This window comes from Amycolatopsis sp. NPDC051758, from assembly GCF_044453095.1.
Lineage (GTDB): Bacteria > Actinomycetota > Actinomycetes > Mycobacteriales > Pseudonocardiaceae > Amycolatopsis.
The window spans coordinates 620,234-636,211 of sequence record NZ_JBITCJ010000002.1 but is presented as its reverse complement, the minus strand read 5'-3'; the positions used below and the strand labels follow the sequence as shown (position 1 = coordinate 636,211).

The window sequence follows — 15,978 nt, the reverse complement described above, 5'->3', positions numbered from 1 at the left end:
GCCGTTGGCACGTGGAGGCGACGGTAGGGACGTCCGGGCTGGTCAGGGACCCACCTCGTGTCTCGATATGAGACAGCGGAGCGCGCCGGGACCGGGGCGGCCGACGTAGCCTGGGGGAGTCCGACGCAGAGCCGCGTCCCGGGAGGCCAGGTGGAGAACCCGCAGGTGCACGTCACGCGCTCGTTCGACGCGCGCGCCGCGATCGCGCCCCGGCTGCAGGCGTCCTGGCAGCGCAGCGAGCGCTACGGCGTGCCCGAGGACGAGGTCATGCCGGTGTTCTCCGGCGCGGTGGACACCGGTTCGCTGCTCTACGAATGCGGCACCGAAGTGCTGCGCGGCCTGCAGGCGACGCTGGCCAACGAGCCGATCAGCCTGATGATCACCGACAGCGAAGGCCTGGTGCTGAGCCGGCTGTGCACCGACGCCTCGATCAACCGCTCGCTCGACAAGGTGCACCTGGCACCCGGCTTCTACTTCGCGGAGAGCAACGCGGGAACCAACGGGCTCGGCCTGGCGCTCGCGGACCGGGCGCCGTCGCTGGTGCGCGCCGCCGAGCACTACTGCACCGACCTGCGCGGATACACCTGCGCGGCGGTGCCGGTGCTCGACCCGATCACCGGCGCGCTCGCCGGGAGCGTCAACCTGACCACCTGGTCGGAGCAGTCGTCCGAGCTGCTCCTGGCCCTCGCCCAAGCCGCGGCCGGGAACACCGCGGCGCTGATGCTGGCCCGGGCGTCCGGCCGGATCGCCCGGCCGACGCCGCGCGGCGAGGTGTTCCGCGTTTACGCCGACCGCGTCGACCCCGGGAACCTGCCGCGGCTGTCCTCCGCGTGGACCACCGCGGTCGCCGAGACGCAGGCGGCGCTGGCGAGTGGGCGGGTGGTGGCCGTCGTCGGCGAACCGGGAGCAGGCAAAACGGCGCTGGCCTCGCTCGCGCACCGAGCGGTGCGGCCCCGCGACCGGGTGCTCAACGCGCGCCCGCCCGCGCCCGACGACGCCGACACGTGGCTGACGCTCTGGACACCCGAACTGACCAAGGACGACACGTGCGTCATCGTGTCGGGGGTGGACGCGCTGCCCGCGTGGACTGCGTGGGAGCTGGCGCGGCTGTTCACCGAGGCGCGGCACCGGGGCGGGCCGGTCCCGTTTGTGCTCACCGCGGAGGACGGCGCGCTGTGCGCGGCGCTGAGCCCGCTGGTCGACCGGGTCGTCGAGGTGCCGGCCCTGCGGTTCCGTCCCGACGACGTCCTCCCGCTGGCCCACCACTTCGCCCGCCGGGACCGCGGCCGCGACGTCACGTTCACCTCCGCGGCGTCACGCGCGCTGATGGCCTACGACTGGCCGGAGAACGCGAAGCAGCTCCGCCGCGTGATGCGCGAAGCCGCCGCGCGATCGGATGTCATCGACACCCAGCACCTGCCGGCCGAAGTGTTCACCGGCGTCGGCCACCGGCTGAGCCGCCTGCAGGCTCTGGAACGCGACGAGATCGTGCGGTGCCTGTCGGAGCCCGGCGCGACCGTGGTGCACGCGGCCGAGAAGCTCGGGATGGGCCGCGCGACGCTCTACCGCAAGATGGCGCAGTACGGGCTCAACGCGCGGCAGCTGAAGTCGTAGCCCAGCGCACCGCGGGTCCCATCGCCCAGCCCGCGCCGAGGAAAACGGCGCCCATGAGGAGCCAGCCGGGCAGGCCCCAGCCGATGACGACGGTGCTGAGCAGCACCGGGCCGATCGCGCGGGCCACCGACGTCCCGGTGCCGAAGAACCCCTGGTACTGCCCCTGCTGGTCGGCCGGCGCGAGCGCGAAGCCGATCTCCCAGGAGCCCGCCGACTGCAGCATCTCGCCGAGCACCTGCACCAGCGCACCGGCGACGAGCACCGCGAACGCGATCCACGGCGACGTCCCCAGCGCCGAGAGCGCGAACGCCACACAGGAGGCGAACAGCAGCAGGCCGGACCGGCGCACCATCCGCGCCGCCGCGCCGATGCTCGCCAGCCGTCCGGCCACCCGGACCTGGAGCAGCACCACCACAACCGTGTTGAGCACGAACAGCGCCGACACCGTCCAGCCCGGCGCGGCCGTCCGTTCGACGATCCACAGCGGGATCGCGACGCTCAGCAGCGGCATGCGCAGCAGCAGGATCGCGTTCAGCAGCGTCACCAGCGCGTACGGCCGGTCACGCAGCACAGCCAGCTTCGGCTCGCCGGCGCGCGGAGCCGACGTCGTCACGGGAGGCAGCGCGAGCATGAGCGCCGCGGTGACCACAAAACTCACGGCGTCGAGCACGAAGACCGTCAGGTACGCCGACGCCGTGTCGGCCGAAAGTGCGAGCCCGCCCAGGCCGGCGCCGACGGCGAGCCCGGCGTTGCCCGCCGACTGCAGGTGCGCCCGGACACGCGTCCGGCGCTCCGGATCGGCGAGCGCGGCCAGCAGGGCCTGGCGCACGGCGGCCAGGCCGGTCTGGCAGCTGCCGTAGAGGCACGCGGCGAGGACGAACAGCAGCGGCGAGCGGACGAAGAGGAACGCCAGGATCGACACCGCCGTCGCCAGGGCCAGCAGCACGGCCGAGCCGCGCGCGCCGTGGCGGTCGGCGAGGTGGCCGAGCGGCACCCCCGCGACCGAGCCCACCGCCCAGCCGAGCGTGAGACCCAGCCCGACCTGCGCCGGGGTCAGCCCGACGATCCGCGTGAAGAACAGCACCGAGCAGGTCAGGAACGCGCCGTCGCCGAGCGAGCCGGCCAGCTGGGCGGCGGCGAGCAGCCGGCCGGGGCGCCGGTTCGTCGCGGCCGGGCGGTCCAAGGTCACTGTCATGGGAGTTACGGTAGGACGGAACTTGGCCCGATCCCAGATCCAATTATGGCTGGCTGGATTGGGCCAATGTAGCCTCGCCGGATGGACTTCCACGTCAGCCTGGCCGGGCGTGGCGACCTCAGCGTCCGGATCTACCGCCAGCTGCGTGACGCCGTCCTCGACGGCAGGCTGCGGGCGGGGGAGCGGCTGCCGCCGACCCGGGAGCTGGCGCGGCGCCTGGCCGTCTCGCGCAACACCGTCGCGGTCGCCTACGACCGGCTGACCGCCGACGGCTTCCTCACCGGGCGCGTCGGCGCCGGGACGTACGTCAGTGTTTTGTTGCCGGCGCCGAAACCGCGCCGGGCTCCTTCGGCACCGGGGCCGCAGCCCAAGGCGGTGTGGCAGGCGCTGCCGCCGGCGGTTGCCGCGGTCCCGCGGGCCCCGGCGTACGACTTCCGCGTCGGCATTCCCGACGCCGCGCTGTTCCCCCTCGAAACGTGGCGGCGGCTGCTCGCGCGGGAACTGCGGGACGCCGCCGGGTTCGCGCACTACGCCGACCCGGGCGGGCACCCCGGCCTGCGCGCGGCGATCGCCCGGCACGTCGGCGTCTCCCGTTCCGTGCACGCCGGTGCCGATGACGTCCTCGTCACCCAAGGCGCCCAGCAGGCCCTGGACCTGGTGTGCCGCGTGCTGCTCGAACCCGGCGACCGGGTCGCCGTCGAAGAGCCCGGCTACCGGCTGGCGAAGCTGCTCTTCACTTCTCACGGCGCCGAAGTTGTCGGAGTGCCGGTGGACGGCGAGGGCCTCGACGTCGCCGCGCTGCCACCGCGGACGAAACTGGTGTACGTCACTCCGTCGCACCAGTTTCCGCTCGGCACGCCGATGTCCCTGGCGCGGCGCACGGCGCTGCTGGCGTGGGCCGAGCGCGCGGGCGCGGTCATCGTCGAGGACGACTACGACAGTGAGTTCCGGTTCTCCGACCGGCCGCTGGAGCCGTTGCAGAGCCTGGACCGCGGCGGCCGCGTGGCCTACGTCGGATCGTTCTCGAAGACGCTGCTTCCCATGCTGCGCCTGGGTTTCCTGATCGCCCCGGCGTCATTGCGGGACGCGCTGCGCCACGCCCGCCAGCTCACGGACTGGCACGGTGACCTGCCCGCGCAGGCGGCACTGGCCCGGTTCGTCGACGAGGGTCTGTTCGCCCGCCACATCCGCCGCGCGACCCGGGTGTACGCCGAGCGCCACGAGCGGATCACCGAGACGCTGGACCGGGTGTTCGCCGGTCGCCTGCGGCTCGTGCCGTCGGCGGCGGGGCTGCACCTGTGCGCGCTCGGCGAGGCGGACCTGGAGCCGGTCGCGGCCCGCGCGGCGGCGGCCGGGGCGGCGGTTCAGACGCTTTCCGATCTGTGCGGCGGGTTTCCGGGCCACGGGCTGGTCCTGGGGTACGGCTCGATTCCCCTAGAGCGCATCAACGACGGGCTCGCGGTACTCGATCGCGCGTGGCGGACCCCGCGCTAGGCCGCAACCGCGGCGGCCGGCTCCACGTGGTGGTCGGTGCGCCGGCGTGCCGCGATCGCCAGGCCACCGGCGCTGGTGACCGCCGCGGTGACCAGCACCAGCAGCCAGCCGCGCCGGAAGTCCGCCAGATCCGGCGTCCCCGCGAAGACCGCCACCAGCACCGCCGTTCCCAGCACCGTGCCGACCTGCCGCATCGTGTTGACCATCGACGAGCCCGCACCCCAGCGGGCCGCCGGCAGGACCGTGCCGACCACACCCGAGAGGCTCGGCAGGATCAGCCCGACCCCGATGCCGGTCAGCAGCTGGCCCGGCAGCATCGCTCCCAGGTAGTCGGGTGCCGATCCCATGCGCAGCAACCAGATCAGCACGCCGGCGCCGAACGAAACCCCGCCGAGCGCGACCACCGGGCCGGGGCCGTACCGGTGCACGAACCGGCCGCCGAGGATCGACACCGGCACCACCATCAGCGGCCCGGGCGCCAGCGACAGCCCGGCCACCAGGATCGAGTCGTGCCAGATCGAGGTCAGGAACAGCACGTTGCCGAACAGCATCGCGGCGAACCCGGCCGCGAACACGCCGGTGGTCACGCACGCCAGCCACAGGGTCGGGACGCGCAGCGCCGGCAGGTCCAGCACCGGGACGGCGTGGCGCGCCGAGCGCAGCGGGACCCACACCAGCGCGACGGCGGCGACCGCGAACGCGAGCAGCACCGGCCGCGCACCCCAGCCGTGGTCGGGCGCTTCGACCAGCGCGTAGGCCAGGCCGCCGACGCCGACGAGCAGCCCGGCCGCGCCGAGCAGGTCCGGGACACCGGTGGTGGTGTCCCGCGACTCGCGCAGCACCCGCGGGCCGGCCAGCAGCGTCGCCGCGCAGATCGGCAGGTTCACCAGGAACACCCAGCGCCACGACGCCTCGACGAGCAGGCCGCCGACCGGCGGGCCGAGTGCCGCGGCGGCCGCACCCACCGACGCCCAGACGCCGACCGCCATCGGCCGCCGGTGCGCCGGGAACGCCGTGAGCAACAGCGCCAAAGACGTCGGCATGACCAGCGCGGCCCCGATCGCCTGCACCGCACGGAAGGCGATCAGCACCGGGATCGACGGCGCGGCCGCGCAGGCGGCGGAAGCGAGCGTGAACACCGCGACGCCGATGAGGAACAGCCGCTTCCGGCCGTACCGGTCGGCCAGCCGGCCCGCCGGGGCGAGGCAGGCGGCGAACAGCACGGTGTAGCCGTTGAGCACCCACGAGAGCGTCGCGAGATCGTCGCCGGGGAACGCGGCCCGGATGCCGGGGAAGGCGATGGTGACGATGAACGTGTCGAGACTGGCCAGGAAGGCCGCCGTCGAGACGACCAGCAGCACGAGGCCGGGCTTCGGCGGGGTGTCGGTCATGTCGCTCCTAGGTTTGAAAAAGCAACCTAGCTGGAGACAACGAGTCCTAACAAGAGACTGACCTGATGAGAGCGACCTAAGTCACGCGGCGGCGGCGTGCTCCTCGGCCCGGGCCTTCAGCGCGGCGAGGGTGTGTTCGATCGAGCGGACGTTGTAACCGGGCCGGTCGGCGCGGCCGGTGACCCGCGGGCCCATGAACTTCCTCACGATCCAGCTGCCGATCCGGTACCAGTTCTCGGTGACCTGGCAGCCGTCCGCGCCCGGCGCCAGCACGTACTCCCAGCGCGAAACCCGCGAGCCGAACGGCGTCCGCACGTCGAAGGCGAACCGGCGGCCCGGCTCGAACACGACCACGCGCACCCGGGTCCACCACTGCAGTTCGCCGTTGCGGTTGCGGCCGCGGAACCGCGCGCCGAGCGCCGGGCCGGTGCCGTCCAGCCAGCGGCCGCCGACGTTCTCCGGGCTCAGCTCACCCATCCGGGGCAGGTCGGTGACCCACGACCACACGGTGCTCGCGTCGACGGGGACGTCGATGCTGCGCGAAATCGTCGGTTCCACACCCCGACGGTGACAGTGTCGCCCCAGGTCGGGCAAGGGATTCCGGGGTTGTCCGCAGGGCAGGAGAGCCGCCGTGAAAAAACTGGCGGCCGGACCACGTTGCAAACGCGTACGTTCTGGGTACCTCGCGCGCGGAGGAGTCCCCGACACGGAGGGTGCGGTGATCGGCGTGATCGCGATCGAAGTGGTGGGGATGGCCGTCCCGGTGCCCGGTGAGGCGCCGTTGATGCTGCTCCGCGAGCCGGAGGGGGCCCGCCGCTGGCTGGCCATCATGATCGGGTACGGCGAGGCCGAGGCTCTCGTGCGGGCGCGGGAGCAGATCGAGCAGCCGCGGCCGGGCACGATCGAGCTGCTGGGTGACGTGCTCGCGGCGTTCGGCCAAGGCCTCGCCGCGGTGGAGCTGACCGAGGTGCGGGACGGCATCTTCTACGCCGAGCTCGTGCTGGCCTCCGGCACCCGTGTCTCGGCCCGCCCGAGTGACGCGGTCGCGCTCGGCCTGCGCCAGGGCGCCCCGATCAGCGTCGCCGAAGAGGTGCTCGACGTCGCGTCCGTGCAGCTCGAGATCGAGCAGGAGACCGAAGGCCCGGCCGCCGACGTGCTGGACACCGAGGCCGAGGTCGCGCGGTTCCGCGCCGAGCTCGACGGGCTGCGGCCGGAGGACTTCGACGACCTGTAGGCGTTTTCTCCCGCAGCGATGAGTTCCGCCCGCCGTACCGGTATACCTACCGGGGATCCGGGCGGACGGGAGAACGATGCAGGACTTCGGCACGCGCACCGAGCCGCACCGGCGTGAGCTGCTGGTGCACTGCTACCGCATGCTCGGCTCGGTGCACGAGGCCGAAGACCTGGTGCAGGACACGCTGGTCCGCGCCTGGAAGGCGTGGGCGGGTTACGACCCGGCCCGCGCGTCGGTGCGCACCTGGCTGTACCGGATCGCGACCAACGCCTGCCTGACCACACTGGAAGGGCGGGCGCGGCGGCCGCTGCCGTCCGGGCTCGGCCGGCCGAGCGAGGACCCGGACGCGCCGCTGACACCGTCGTTCGAGATCCCATGGCTGCAGCCGTTCCCGGACGCGCGCCTGGACGACCCCGGCCACCGGCTGGCCCGCCGGGGCACCCTGCGGCTGGCGTTGCTGGCGGCGATGCAGACGTTGCCGCCGAAGCAGCGTGCGGTGCTGATCCTGCGCGACGTCCTGGAGTTCAGCGCGGCGGAGGTGGCCGGCTTCCTGGACACGACGCCCGCGGCCGTCAACTCCGCTCTGCAGCGTGCTCGCGCGGGGCTCGGCGGCCTGTCGGCGGACGACGTCGCCGAACCGGACGACACCGCGGTGGCGGCGGTCCTGGACCGCTACGTCCGCGCATTCGAGCACGCCGACGTCGCGGGCCTGGTCGGGCTGCTCACCGAGGACGCGGTGCTGGAGATGCCGCCGGTGCCGCTCTGGTACCGGGGGCGCGCCGGGTACGGCGGGTTCATGACACGCCTGTTCGTGATGCGCGGCCCGGACTGGCGCATGACGCGCGTCGCCGCGAACGGCCGGCCGGCGCTGGTTGCCTACTGCCGCGACAAAACCGGCGTCCACCGCCTGCACACCTTGCAGGTGATCACGGTGCGCGGCGGGCGGGTGGCGCACAACGTCGTGTTCGCCGATCCCGCCGTGCTCGCCCTGTTCGACCTGCCGCCGGTGCTCTAGGCGCTCCGGGCTTCCGCCGGGCGGCCGTAGGTGCCGCCGTCGTTGCTGCGCTGCAGCAGGCCTTCGTCGACGAGGAAGCGGCGGAGGGCGGCGTAGTCCTCGTGGACCGCGGAGAGCTTCTCGCGGACGTCCCGCTCGGTGTAGAGCCGGCCCGGCTCGAACCGCTCGGCGAGGTGGGCGAGCAGGGCGTGGCGGAGCTTGCCCGGCCGCGGGATTGAGACCAGCCGGCCGCGGCTGAACAGCGCGTCGAGCGGATCGGCGGGGGTCTTCACGAGCGCGTCGCGGAAGACCTCGGGGACGGCGTGGTAGCGGTCGCCGGACAGGGTGACCAGACCGGCCGCGATCAGGCGCTGCGCGAGTTTCGCCGTCGGGCGGTCTTCGGCGGCGGGGAGGCCGTCGGGCGCGGTGCAGATCCGGGCGAACAGGCGCAGGCGTTCGGGGTCGGCGAGGGCGGAGACCAGCGCTTCCGGTGAAGTCATGTCCGGACGGTACTCGCGCACCGGCCCGGCGGGCACCGGTTTCCCCAGCCGGTGCTGCCGGTCACCGGCACCGGGTGGGACAGCGAGCGCCGGAACGTCTCATTTTGCCGTCCACTGTGGACACTATTCGGCGGTGACGATATGTGCGGGCGAACATGAATGCCTCTCGAATCCACCTTAAATGAATGTTAAGTATCCGGTCGCTTCCTGGTACCGTCGCCGGGGAAAGAAGTCGGTGCGAGGGCGGGAACGGGCAATCCGGTTGCCCGAACACCCGCACCCGGCAGCCCGTGAATTATGAGGAAATTGTGGGCGCCGAATTGCCGGCCCGGCGCCTGCGGGGGCGGGTGTTCGGTACGGGACGCACCCGCCGCAGGCCTCGAACCGGGCGCTGACCAGCGGATTCCGCTGCGGGAACGGGGATACCGAACCTTCGGTGCGGCGGGTCCCGCACGGCGGGTTCGGGCGGCCACGAACTTCACTCCCGGGCAAGCAGAATGCGTTGACCCTGCCGATCGGCCGTTCGTAGTCTTGCCTCGTCGTCTTCGAGTCGGACGGTTTTGTCAGACGATCGGACCTCAACGAGAAGGAGGCTTTCCATGGCCGCCATCCGAACGATTTCCCCGCTCGCCACCCACCGCGGCGACCCGCCCCGGCGCGTTTTGCCCGGACTGCGGCCCGGAATCATCGGCGACTTCGTCGAAGAGGCAGACATGCCCCTGGTCGTGCTCGGCTCCGGGCTGCGGCTGGGCGGTGCGAACGCCGCCTTCTACCGCTGGCTCGGCCGCCGGTCCGCCGAGGTGCTCGGGCAGCCGTTCCCCGAACTGGTCGCCGCCGCCCCGGCCTACCTGCGTGAGCGGTTGAGCCGCGTCGCCGAAGGCCGTGAACAGCGGTTCCGCGGCAGCGTCTCCGGCCTGGTGCCGGCCGGCGTCGACCGGGTCACGATCGTGGCCGGCCGGATGCGGGCGCCCGGCGACACGATCCTGCTGACGGTGGTGCCGGAAACCGCGCCGGCCGGGCTCGGCAGCGCGACCGCGGAAAGCTCGCGCTCGGTCTCCGGTATCGAGGCCAAGATCCTCCAGGGCATCGCCAGCGGGCTTTCGAGTGTGCAGATGGCCTCGCGGTTCTACCTGAGCCGCCAGGGCATCGACTACCACGTCGCCCGGCTGCAGCGGAAGTTCAAGGCCGGCAACCGCGTCGAGCTGATCTCGCGGGCCTTCGCGTCCGGGCTGCTGGACTCCACCACGTGGCCGCCCCGGGTGCCGGACTCTCGGCTGGCCAGTTGAGCGAGGACGGCCGTGTGGTTGCGCGGACCTGACGCTCCGGTGGCCGTCTCGCGAACGGCATCCGGGGGGTGTGCTCGTCACACTCCGGTGGCGGTGCCCGGGACACTGATTACGCAACGGCGTTGTGCGCGCAAAAACGCTCGTTTGAGCAGTTGATCTTTGAAAATCCGGTCTCAATCATGGTTTTTACTGGTGGGGGACCACATTGGTCCAGATCTTTTCCCGCTGCGACGAGCGCAGGCTCGCTCAGATGAGCAGGCCACTCGGAGTAGTGAGGGATAACCCCTGCCGGGTCCCGTCACCCTGTTCGGCAAGTCGATCACGCGATGAGATGAGAGCAGTCAGGAACCGTGCGCTCTGCGTGACGGCATCGGCTCCGACGGGAGGACGGGGAGGCAGCAGATGGTGGATCGGGAGGCCACGACGACCGGGCCGACGCTGGCCGGGCGCGACGCGGAACTGCGTTGGCTCGAAGCGCGGCTGGGCTCCGGGGCGCCCCGCCGGACCCCCACCGTCGTCGTGGTGCGCGGCCCGGTCGGCATCGGCAAGACGAGCCTGGTCGACGCCGCGCTGGCCGCCTGCGGGGACGTCGTCGTCTGCCGGACCGCCGGCACCGAAGACGGCCAGGCCTGCCGGAACCTGATCGCCGGCCTGCACGCCGCGGGCGCCCCGGTGCCCGACCCCGAACCCCACGCCTTCGAGGCGTGGTACGCGGAATTTGCGGTCTGGGCCGAAAACCGGCCCGGTGTGGTGCTCGTCGTCGACGACGTCCAGTGGTGTGACGAACCCACGCTGTGGTGGCTGAGCCTGCTGGCCCGCCGCGCGAACGGCCTGCCGCTGCGGATCGTCCTGGTCCGCGCGGGCGCCGCCGGCCCGGCCGCTGCCGCGGACCGGCTGTCGGACCTCGAATCCTCCTACCACACCGAAGTTCTCGATCTCGGCCCGCTGCCGGCGGAGGCGGTCGCCCGGCTGGCCCGCGAGGTCGCCGGCCCCGGCGCCGGGGCGTTGCTCGTCCAGCACTGCGTCGAGCAGTCCGGCGGGAACCCCTTGCTGCTGCGGGAAATGCTGGACGACCTGAACAAGGTCGCGGCCGGGACGGCGCCACTGGCCGGGGTGCCGGTCGACGCGGGCCTCGTCCGGTCGCTGTTCTCCTGCCTCCCGGCGTACGTCCGGGCCGTCGCGACGGCGGTGGCGGTGCTGGACGGCCAGGACCTGCTCCTGGTGGCGCGCCTGGCCGAAGTGCCGCTGCGCACCGCCGAAGCGGCCGTGGAAATGCTGCGGGCGCAGCACGTCCTGACCGCCGAGGGGCTGGCGTTCCGGCACGACCCGATGCGGACCGGGCTGCTCGAGGACGTCCGGCCCAGCGAGCTGGACCGGTGGCGCCGCACCGCGGCGACCCTGCTGAGCGACGCGGCCGAGCCGGCCGAAGTCGTGGCCGAGCAGGTGCTCGAGCTCGGCGCGCTGGACGCGTGGATGATCGACCTGCTGCGCGATGCCGCGAACAGCGCGTGCGACCGGGGTGCGCCCTGGGACGCCCTGCGCTTCCTCCGCCCCGCGTCGGCGGCCCGGCCCGGGGACGCCGGCTTGGCCGTGCAGCTCGCCGAGACCGTGGCGCGGATCGAGCCGGGCAGCGGCTTCGACCTGCTGCATCGGGCGCTGGAACTGCAGGAGGACCCGGTGGAGCGGGCGCGCACCGCCGTCCGGCTGGGCCGGCTGGCGCTGGTCGCCCGGCGTTGCCGCACCGCCGTGGGCGTCCTGGAAAGCGCTCTCTCCCGGCTCGGTGCCGACGCCGACCCGCAGCTGCGGCTACACCTGGAAGCGTTGCGGTGCCTGGTGGGTATCGAAGATCGGGAAAGCCTCCAGCAGCTCGGCACGTGGCTGCAGGCGGACGACGACCGCGTGCCCGACGGCGTGGTGGAGGCGGGGCACCTGGCCGTCTGCGCGATCGTCACCGCGCTCGACGGCGACCGGCTGCGGCAGGCCGCCGACTGGGCGCTGCGCGCGATCCGCGGTTACGACCTGACCGACGACGACTCGGCCGTCAGCGCGGCCGTCCTGGCGTTGCTGCTGACCGACGAGGTCGACGCGGCGCAGGACGAGCTGACCAGGGTGATCGAGCTCGTTCCCGCGCAGCGCAGCGAATACCTGGCCTTCCGCGCCCTCCTCGGGCACTGGTGCGGCGACCTGACCGCGGCCGCGGCCGACGCCGAGCGGGCCTACGCGCTCGGGCGCCGGGCCGAAGGCCGCACCGGCGGGGTCGTGCCGCGGATCGCGCTCGCGACGATCCTGGCCGAGCAGGGCGAGACCGCGGAGGCGGACCGGCTGCTGCGCGAGGCGGACACGCCGTTGTTGTGGGAGCACACGGTGATGCGGCCGTGGTTCCAGCTGGTGGACGCCCGCGTCCGCTGGGCGGCGGGTGACCACGACGCCGCGCTGGGGGAGTTCCGGCGGTGCGGGGAAAGCCTCGCCGACGTCGGCATCACCAACCCGCTGCTGGCCCCGTGGTGGTTCGAAGCGGCGTGCCTGCTGGCCGACGAAGGACACCACGAGGCGGCAGCGGAGTTCGCCGCCCAGGGTGCCGAGCCCGCGCAGCGGTGGGGCACGCCGCGAGCGGTCGGCATGGCCCGGCTCGCCGCCGGGGTCGCCGCGCCACTCGCGTCGCGGATCGGCCTGCTGGAGGAGGCGGCGGCGATCCTGGCGGGCTCGCCGGCCCGCCGCGAGGAGGCCCTGGCGGAGTTCCAGCTGGGCCGCGCACTGGTTTCGGCGGGCGACACGGCGGCGGCCCGGGCCCGGCTGCGGCGGGCGGTCGAGCTGAGCTTGCGGGGTGGGGATCGGCGATTGCTGCGGCGAGCCCAGCAGACCGCGGCGGACGCGGGGATTCCGGGCCAGGCATCGCCGTTGGCGTCGTTGAGCCCCGCTGAGCGGTTGACGGCGGGGCTTGCCGGGCGCGGGGTGAGCAACCGGGTCATCGCGGAGCGGCTGTTCGTGACGGTCCGGACGGTGGAGACCCATTTGACGAGCGTGTATCGGAAGCTGCGGATCACCGGCCGGGCAGAGCTGGCCGCGGCGTTGGGGCAGGCGGCCGACGGAGTTGTGCGGCCGGGTGCGGTGGGGGTGTCGCGGTGAGTTCGGTGCGGTGGTGGGTTGTGGCGGGTGCGGGGTGTGCTGCGGAGCGCTGGGACTGGACGGCCGGTTCGGGGGCGGAGCGTGGTGATGAGCGCGGGGCTGGCTCGGCTGCGTCGGGTGTTGAGCGCCGTGGTGAGTCGCGGGCTGAGTTGGGTGCTGAGGCGGCAGGTGCGGAATCCCGTGCCGTGCGTGGATTCCGGCCGGTTGCCGCGGGTGCTGAGGGCGGGGCTGCAGGAGCCGATCGCTCTGCTGCGCCGCGAGCCGACCTGGCTGCCGAGACAAGGGAGTCCGTTGGCAGGCGCGGAATCCCGCCGGTCGCCGTGCACACCGAGGTCGAATCGGCTGCTGCGGATGCCGCTCACCCCCAGGAACTGGGAGTCTCCCGATGAGCGCCGTCCGGCGGCTGGAAACCTCCGCCGAGCACCTCGTCGAACGGGAAACCGAACTCCGGCTCCTCACCGACCTGCTCGACGATCTCGAACGCGGCCGCGCCGGGTCCGCCTTGGTGATCGGGCCGCCCGGTAGCGGGCGCACCGCTCTGCTGGACCAAACCGCCGCGCTCGCCGAGGCGCGGGACCTGCAGGTCTTCAGCGCCCGCGGGTCGGCGACCGAGGCGGAACTGCCCTACGGGCTGCTGTCCCAGCTGCTCGCCGGTGTTCCCGAACTCGCCGCCGTGCCCTGGCTGCCCGCTCTGCTCGAAGACGGCGCGGACGTCCAGGTGCTGCACGAACTGCTCTGCCAGCGGCTGCTCGAGTCGGCCCGGCGCCGGCCGGTGCTGCTGGTCGTCGACGACATCACCCTGGTGGACGAGCGGTCCACCGCCTGGCTGTCGGCCCTGCAGCGCCGGCGCGGGCAGGCTCCGGTCCTGCTGCTCGCCGCGCACGCCGGGCTGCCGGAGCCGGGCGGTGACGAGCCCGGGCCGCTCTGCCCGGGTGAACGGCGGCAGGTCGTGCGGCTGCGGCCGCTCAGCCCGGCGGCCGTGCGCCGGGTTGTGCACGCCGTTCCGGCGCCGCGGCCGCCCGCGGGTGAGCTTTACGAGGCCACCCAAGGCAATCCGGCACTGCTGACCGAGGTGCTCACGCGCTCGGCCGCGCGGCCGGGTCGCGAGGGTGAGATCGGGGCGATCACCGCGGACGTCCGTCGCGAGGGGGTGCTGGGCCTGCTGGCGCGGCTGCCGGCCGACCTTGCCGCGCTGGTGCGGATGATCGCCGCCGTCGGCACGGTCGACGAGGCTTACCTGCGCCCGCTCGCGGGCCCGCTGGGCATGCCGATCGCGCGGGCGCTGCGCGTGCTCGCCGACTTCGGGCTGGTCGGCGCCGATCCGGACGAGCCGATGGACCCCGAGGTCGCCACCTGGGTGCTGGCCGCGACCGGCCCCGAGGAACGGGCGCGGATGCGCCGCGCCGCCGCCGAGCTCGGCCACCGCCGGGCGGCGCCCGAAGAGGAAGTCGCCGAGCTGCTGCTCGGGTCCGAGCCGGTCGGCCAGACCTGGGCGCTCGAAACCCTGCACACCGCCGCGCGCCGCCGCCGGGAGGCGGGTGACCGCGCCGGGGCGGCCCGCTACTACCGGCGGGCGCTGGCCGAGCCCGCCCCGGACGGCACGGCGGCACGGTTGCGGCTGGAGCTGGAGACGGTGGAGGCGTCGTCGTGCCCGTTCACCGGAGATCTCCGCCTGGTCCGGGCCACGCCGGTGGCCGCCGACGGCGAGTCCGTCCGAACGCGACTGTCCGCAGTGGACCTGATGCTGCTGCGCGGCAATCGTGACAACGCGTTGCGCGAGCTGGCCGGGCTGAGTGCCGCGGTGCTGGGTGCGGACGACCGCGCGAACGTCGTCGCGCTGCACTGGCTCGCCGAAGGGACCGGCCGAGGCGCCGTCACCCTCGGTGTGCCCGCGATGGCGGACGTCGACCCGGCGGTGCTGAGCCCGGCGCAGGCGGCCGCGGCGGCGTGGCTCACCACGATGGCCGGCCAGGACAGCCGGGGCGCCCGGCGGCTGGCGCGGCGGGCGGGGGAGACCTGGCCCGAACGGGTTTCGCTGTACGCGCCGCGGCTGGCGCTGGCCGCGGCCTTCGGTCAGACCGACGACGTCCTGGAGGCGCTTTCGGTCTACGACGCCGTGATCGCCGCCGGCACGGCCGCGGGCGCGCGCGTGCCGGTGGTGCTGGCCCTGACCGGCCGGGCCTGGATCCACCTGCAGCGCGGCCGTGTCCAAGCCGCCGAAGACGCGCTCGCCGAGGCGACCGCCTCGGACCCGCCCGGTGGCCGGCCGCCGACCGTGGCCGGGGCGCTGAGCACGATCGCGATCGCCGCGGCGCTCACCCGCGGCGACCTGGTGGCCGCCCAGCGCGCGGTCGACGCGGCCGGCGGGGACACCGGTTCCGGGAGCACCACGCCGTACCTGCTGTTCATGCGCGGGCTGCTGGAGCTGGACCTGAAACGCCACCAGCGCGCGCTCGGGCTGTTCCAGGAGTGCGGCCGGCGGATGCACGCGCTGGGCTGGACCAACCCCGGCATGGTGCCGTGGCGATCCCACGTGGCCATCGCCGCCCAGGCCCTCGGCGACGAGCACACCGCCGCGGCGATGATCAGCGAAGAGTGGCAGCTGGCCCAGACCTGGGGCACCCGCACCGCGATCGGGCGCACCCACCTCGGCGCCGGCGTCGCCGTCCGCTCCGAGGATGCGGTGTTCCGGCTGACCCAGGCGGTGAACGCGCTCCAGCAGTCGCCGGCCAGGGTGCTCTACGTCGAGGCGCTCTTGCTGCTCGCCGCGGCGCAGCTCAACCGCGGGCAGACCGGCGGGGTGGCCCGCCAGCTGCGCGAGGCCGAGCGGCTGGCCACCGCCTACCAGCTCGGCTGGGCGACGGCGCGGATCGCCGACCTCGGGAAACGGCTGTCGGAACGGCCGAAACCGCGGCCGAGCCACCGCGCGGCGTCCCGGCGCTGGCGGTCGCTCCCGCCCGCCGCGGCCGACCTCGTCCGCCGGGTGCTGGCGGACACGTCCAACGCCGAGCTGGCGGCCGAGCTGGGGATCAGCAAGCGTGCCGTCGAGCTGCGGCTGACCGCGATCTACCGGCAGCTCGAGGTGACCGGGCGGACCGAGCTGCGCGAGCTGTTCGCGGCGCTGGACAAGGAGCTCTGATCCGT

11 protein-coding genes are annotated in these 15,978 nt (G+C 73.7%); 7 read left to right on the top strand and 4 right to left on the bottom strand.

Annotated elements, in window-relative coordinates; all coding sequences use genetic code 11:
* Positions 1 to 150: 150 nt before the first annotated feature.
* Positions 151 to 1,614, top strand: a complete 1,464-nt coding sequence (locus tag ACIA5G_RS11945; RefSeq protein ID WP_395922657.1) for a helix-turn-helix domain-containing protein — start codon at positions 151 to 153, stop codon at positions 1,612 to 1,614.
* Here the strand turns inward: ACIA5G_RS11945 and ACIA5G_RS11940 are convergent.
* Positions 1,589 to 2,809, bottom strand: a complete 1,221-nt coding sequence (locus ACIA5G_RS11940; RefSeq protein WP_395922656.1) for an MFS transporter — start codon at positions 2,807 to 2,809, stop codon at positions 1,589 to 1,591. The two genes, ACIA5G_RS11945 and ACIA5G_RS11940, sit on opposite strands and share 26 nt — an antisense overlap.
* A gap of 81 nt (positions 2,810 to 2,890) precedes the next feature.
* Between ACIA5G_RS11940 and ACIA5G_RS11935 the strand changes: the two genes are divergently transcribed.
* The gene (locus ACIA5G_RS11935) at positions 2,891 to 4,303 is read left to right on the top strand and encodes a PLP-dependent aminotransferase family protein (RefSeq protein ID WP_395922655.1); all 1,413 of its coding nucleotides are present in this window, start codon (positions 2,891 to 2,893) and stop codon (positions 4,301 to 4,303) included.
* Here the strand turns inward: ACIA5G_RS11935 and ACIA5G_RS11930 are convergent.
* Positions 4,300 to 5,694 carry an MFS transporter gene (locus tag ACIA5G_RS11930; protein WP_395922654.1) on the bottom strand — a complete coding sequence of 465 codons (1,395 nt, stop codon included), beginning with the start codon at positions 5,692 to 5,694 and terminating at the stop codon, positions 4,300 to 4,302. The genes ACIA5G_RS11935 and ACIA5G_RS11930 overlap by 4 nt on opposite strands.
* An 81-nt stretch (positions 5,695 to 5,775) precedes the next feature.
* On the bottom strand, positions 5,776 to 6,252 hold the full coding sequence (locus tag ACIA5G_RS11925) for an SRPBCC family protein (protein ID WP_395922652.1): 477 nt from the start codon (positions 6,250 to 6,252) through the stop codon (positions 5,776 to 5,778).
* A 160-nt stretch (positions 6,253 to 6,412) separates the two neighbouring features.
* Here ACIA5G_RS11925 and ACIA5G_RS11920 point away from each other — a divergent pair, with 160 nt between their 5' ends.
* Positions 6,413 to 6,928 carry a bifunctional nuclease family protein gene (locus ACIA5G_RS11920; protein ID WP_395922651.1) on the top strand — a complete coding sequence of 172 codons (516 nt, stop codon included), beginning with the start codon at positions 6,413 to 6,415 and terminating at the stop codon, positions 6,926 to 6,928.
* Between the two features lie 76 nt (positions 6,929 to 7,004).
* Positions 7,005 to 7,943 (top strand): sigma-70 family RNA polymerase sigma factor, encoded by a 939-nt coding sequence (locus ACIA5G_RS11915; protein ID WP_395922649.1) that lies wholly within the window; start codon positions 7,005 to 7,007, stop codon positions 7,941 to 7,943.
* Here the strand turns inward: ACIA5G_RS11915 and ACIA5G_RS11910 are convergent.
* Entirely contained in the window at positions 7,940 to 8,422 is a 483-nt protein-coding gene (locus ACIA5G_RS11910; RefSeq protein ID WP_395922648.1) for a DUF2087 domain-containing protein, read from the bottom strand. The genes ACIA5G_RS11915 and ACIA5G_RS11910 overlap by 4 nt on opposite strands.
* 599 nt (positions 8,423 to 9,021) lie before the next feature.
* Between ACIA5G_RS11910 and ACIA5G_RS11905 the strand changes: the two genes are divergently transcribed.
* The 3 genes from ACIA5G_RS11905 to ACIA5G_RS11895 all read left to right on the top strand — a co-directional run bounded on the left by ACIA5G_RS11905 (position 9,022) and on the right by ACIA5G_RS11895 (position 15,973).
* Positions 9,022 to 9,708 carry a LuxR C-terminal-related transcriptional regulator gene (locus tag ACIA5G_RS11905; protein ID WP_395922647.1) on the top strand — a complete coding sequence of 229 codons (687 nt, stop codon included), beginning with the start codon at positions 9,022 to 9,024 and terminating at the stop codon, positions 9,706 to 9,708.
* Between the two features lie 402 nt (positions 9,709 to 10,110).
* On the top strand, positions 10,111 to 12,834 hold the full coding sequence (locus tag ACIA5G_RS11900; RefSeq protein WP_395922646.1) for an AAA family ATPase: 2,724 nt from the start codon (positions 10,111 to 10,113) through the stop codon (positions 12,832 to 12,834).
* 385 nt (positions 12,835 to 13,219) lie between these two features.
* On the top strand, positions 13,220 to 15,973 hold the full coding sequence (locus ACIA5G_RS11895) for an AAA family ATPase (protein ID WP_395922644.1): 2,754 nt from the start codon (positions 13,220 to 13,222) through the stop codon (positions 15,971 to 15,973).
* Positions 15,974 to 15,978 lie beyond the last annotated feature (5 nt).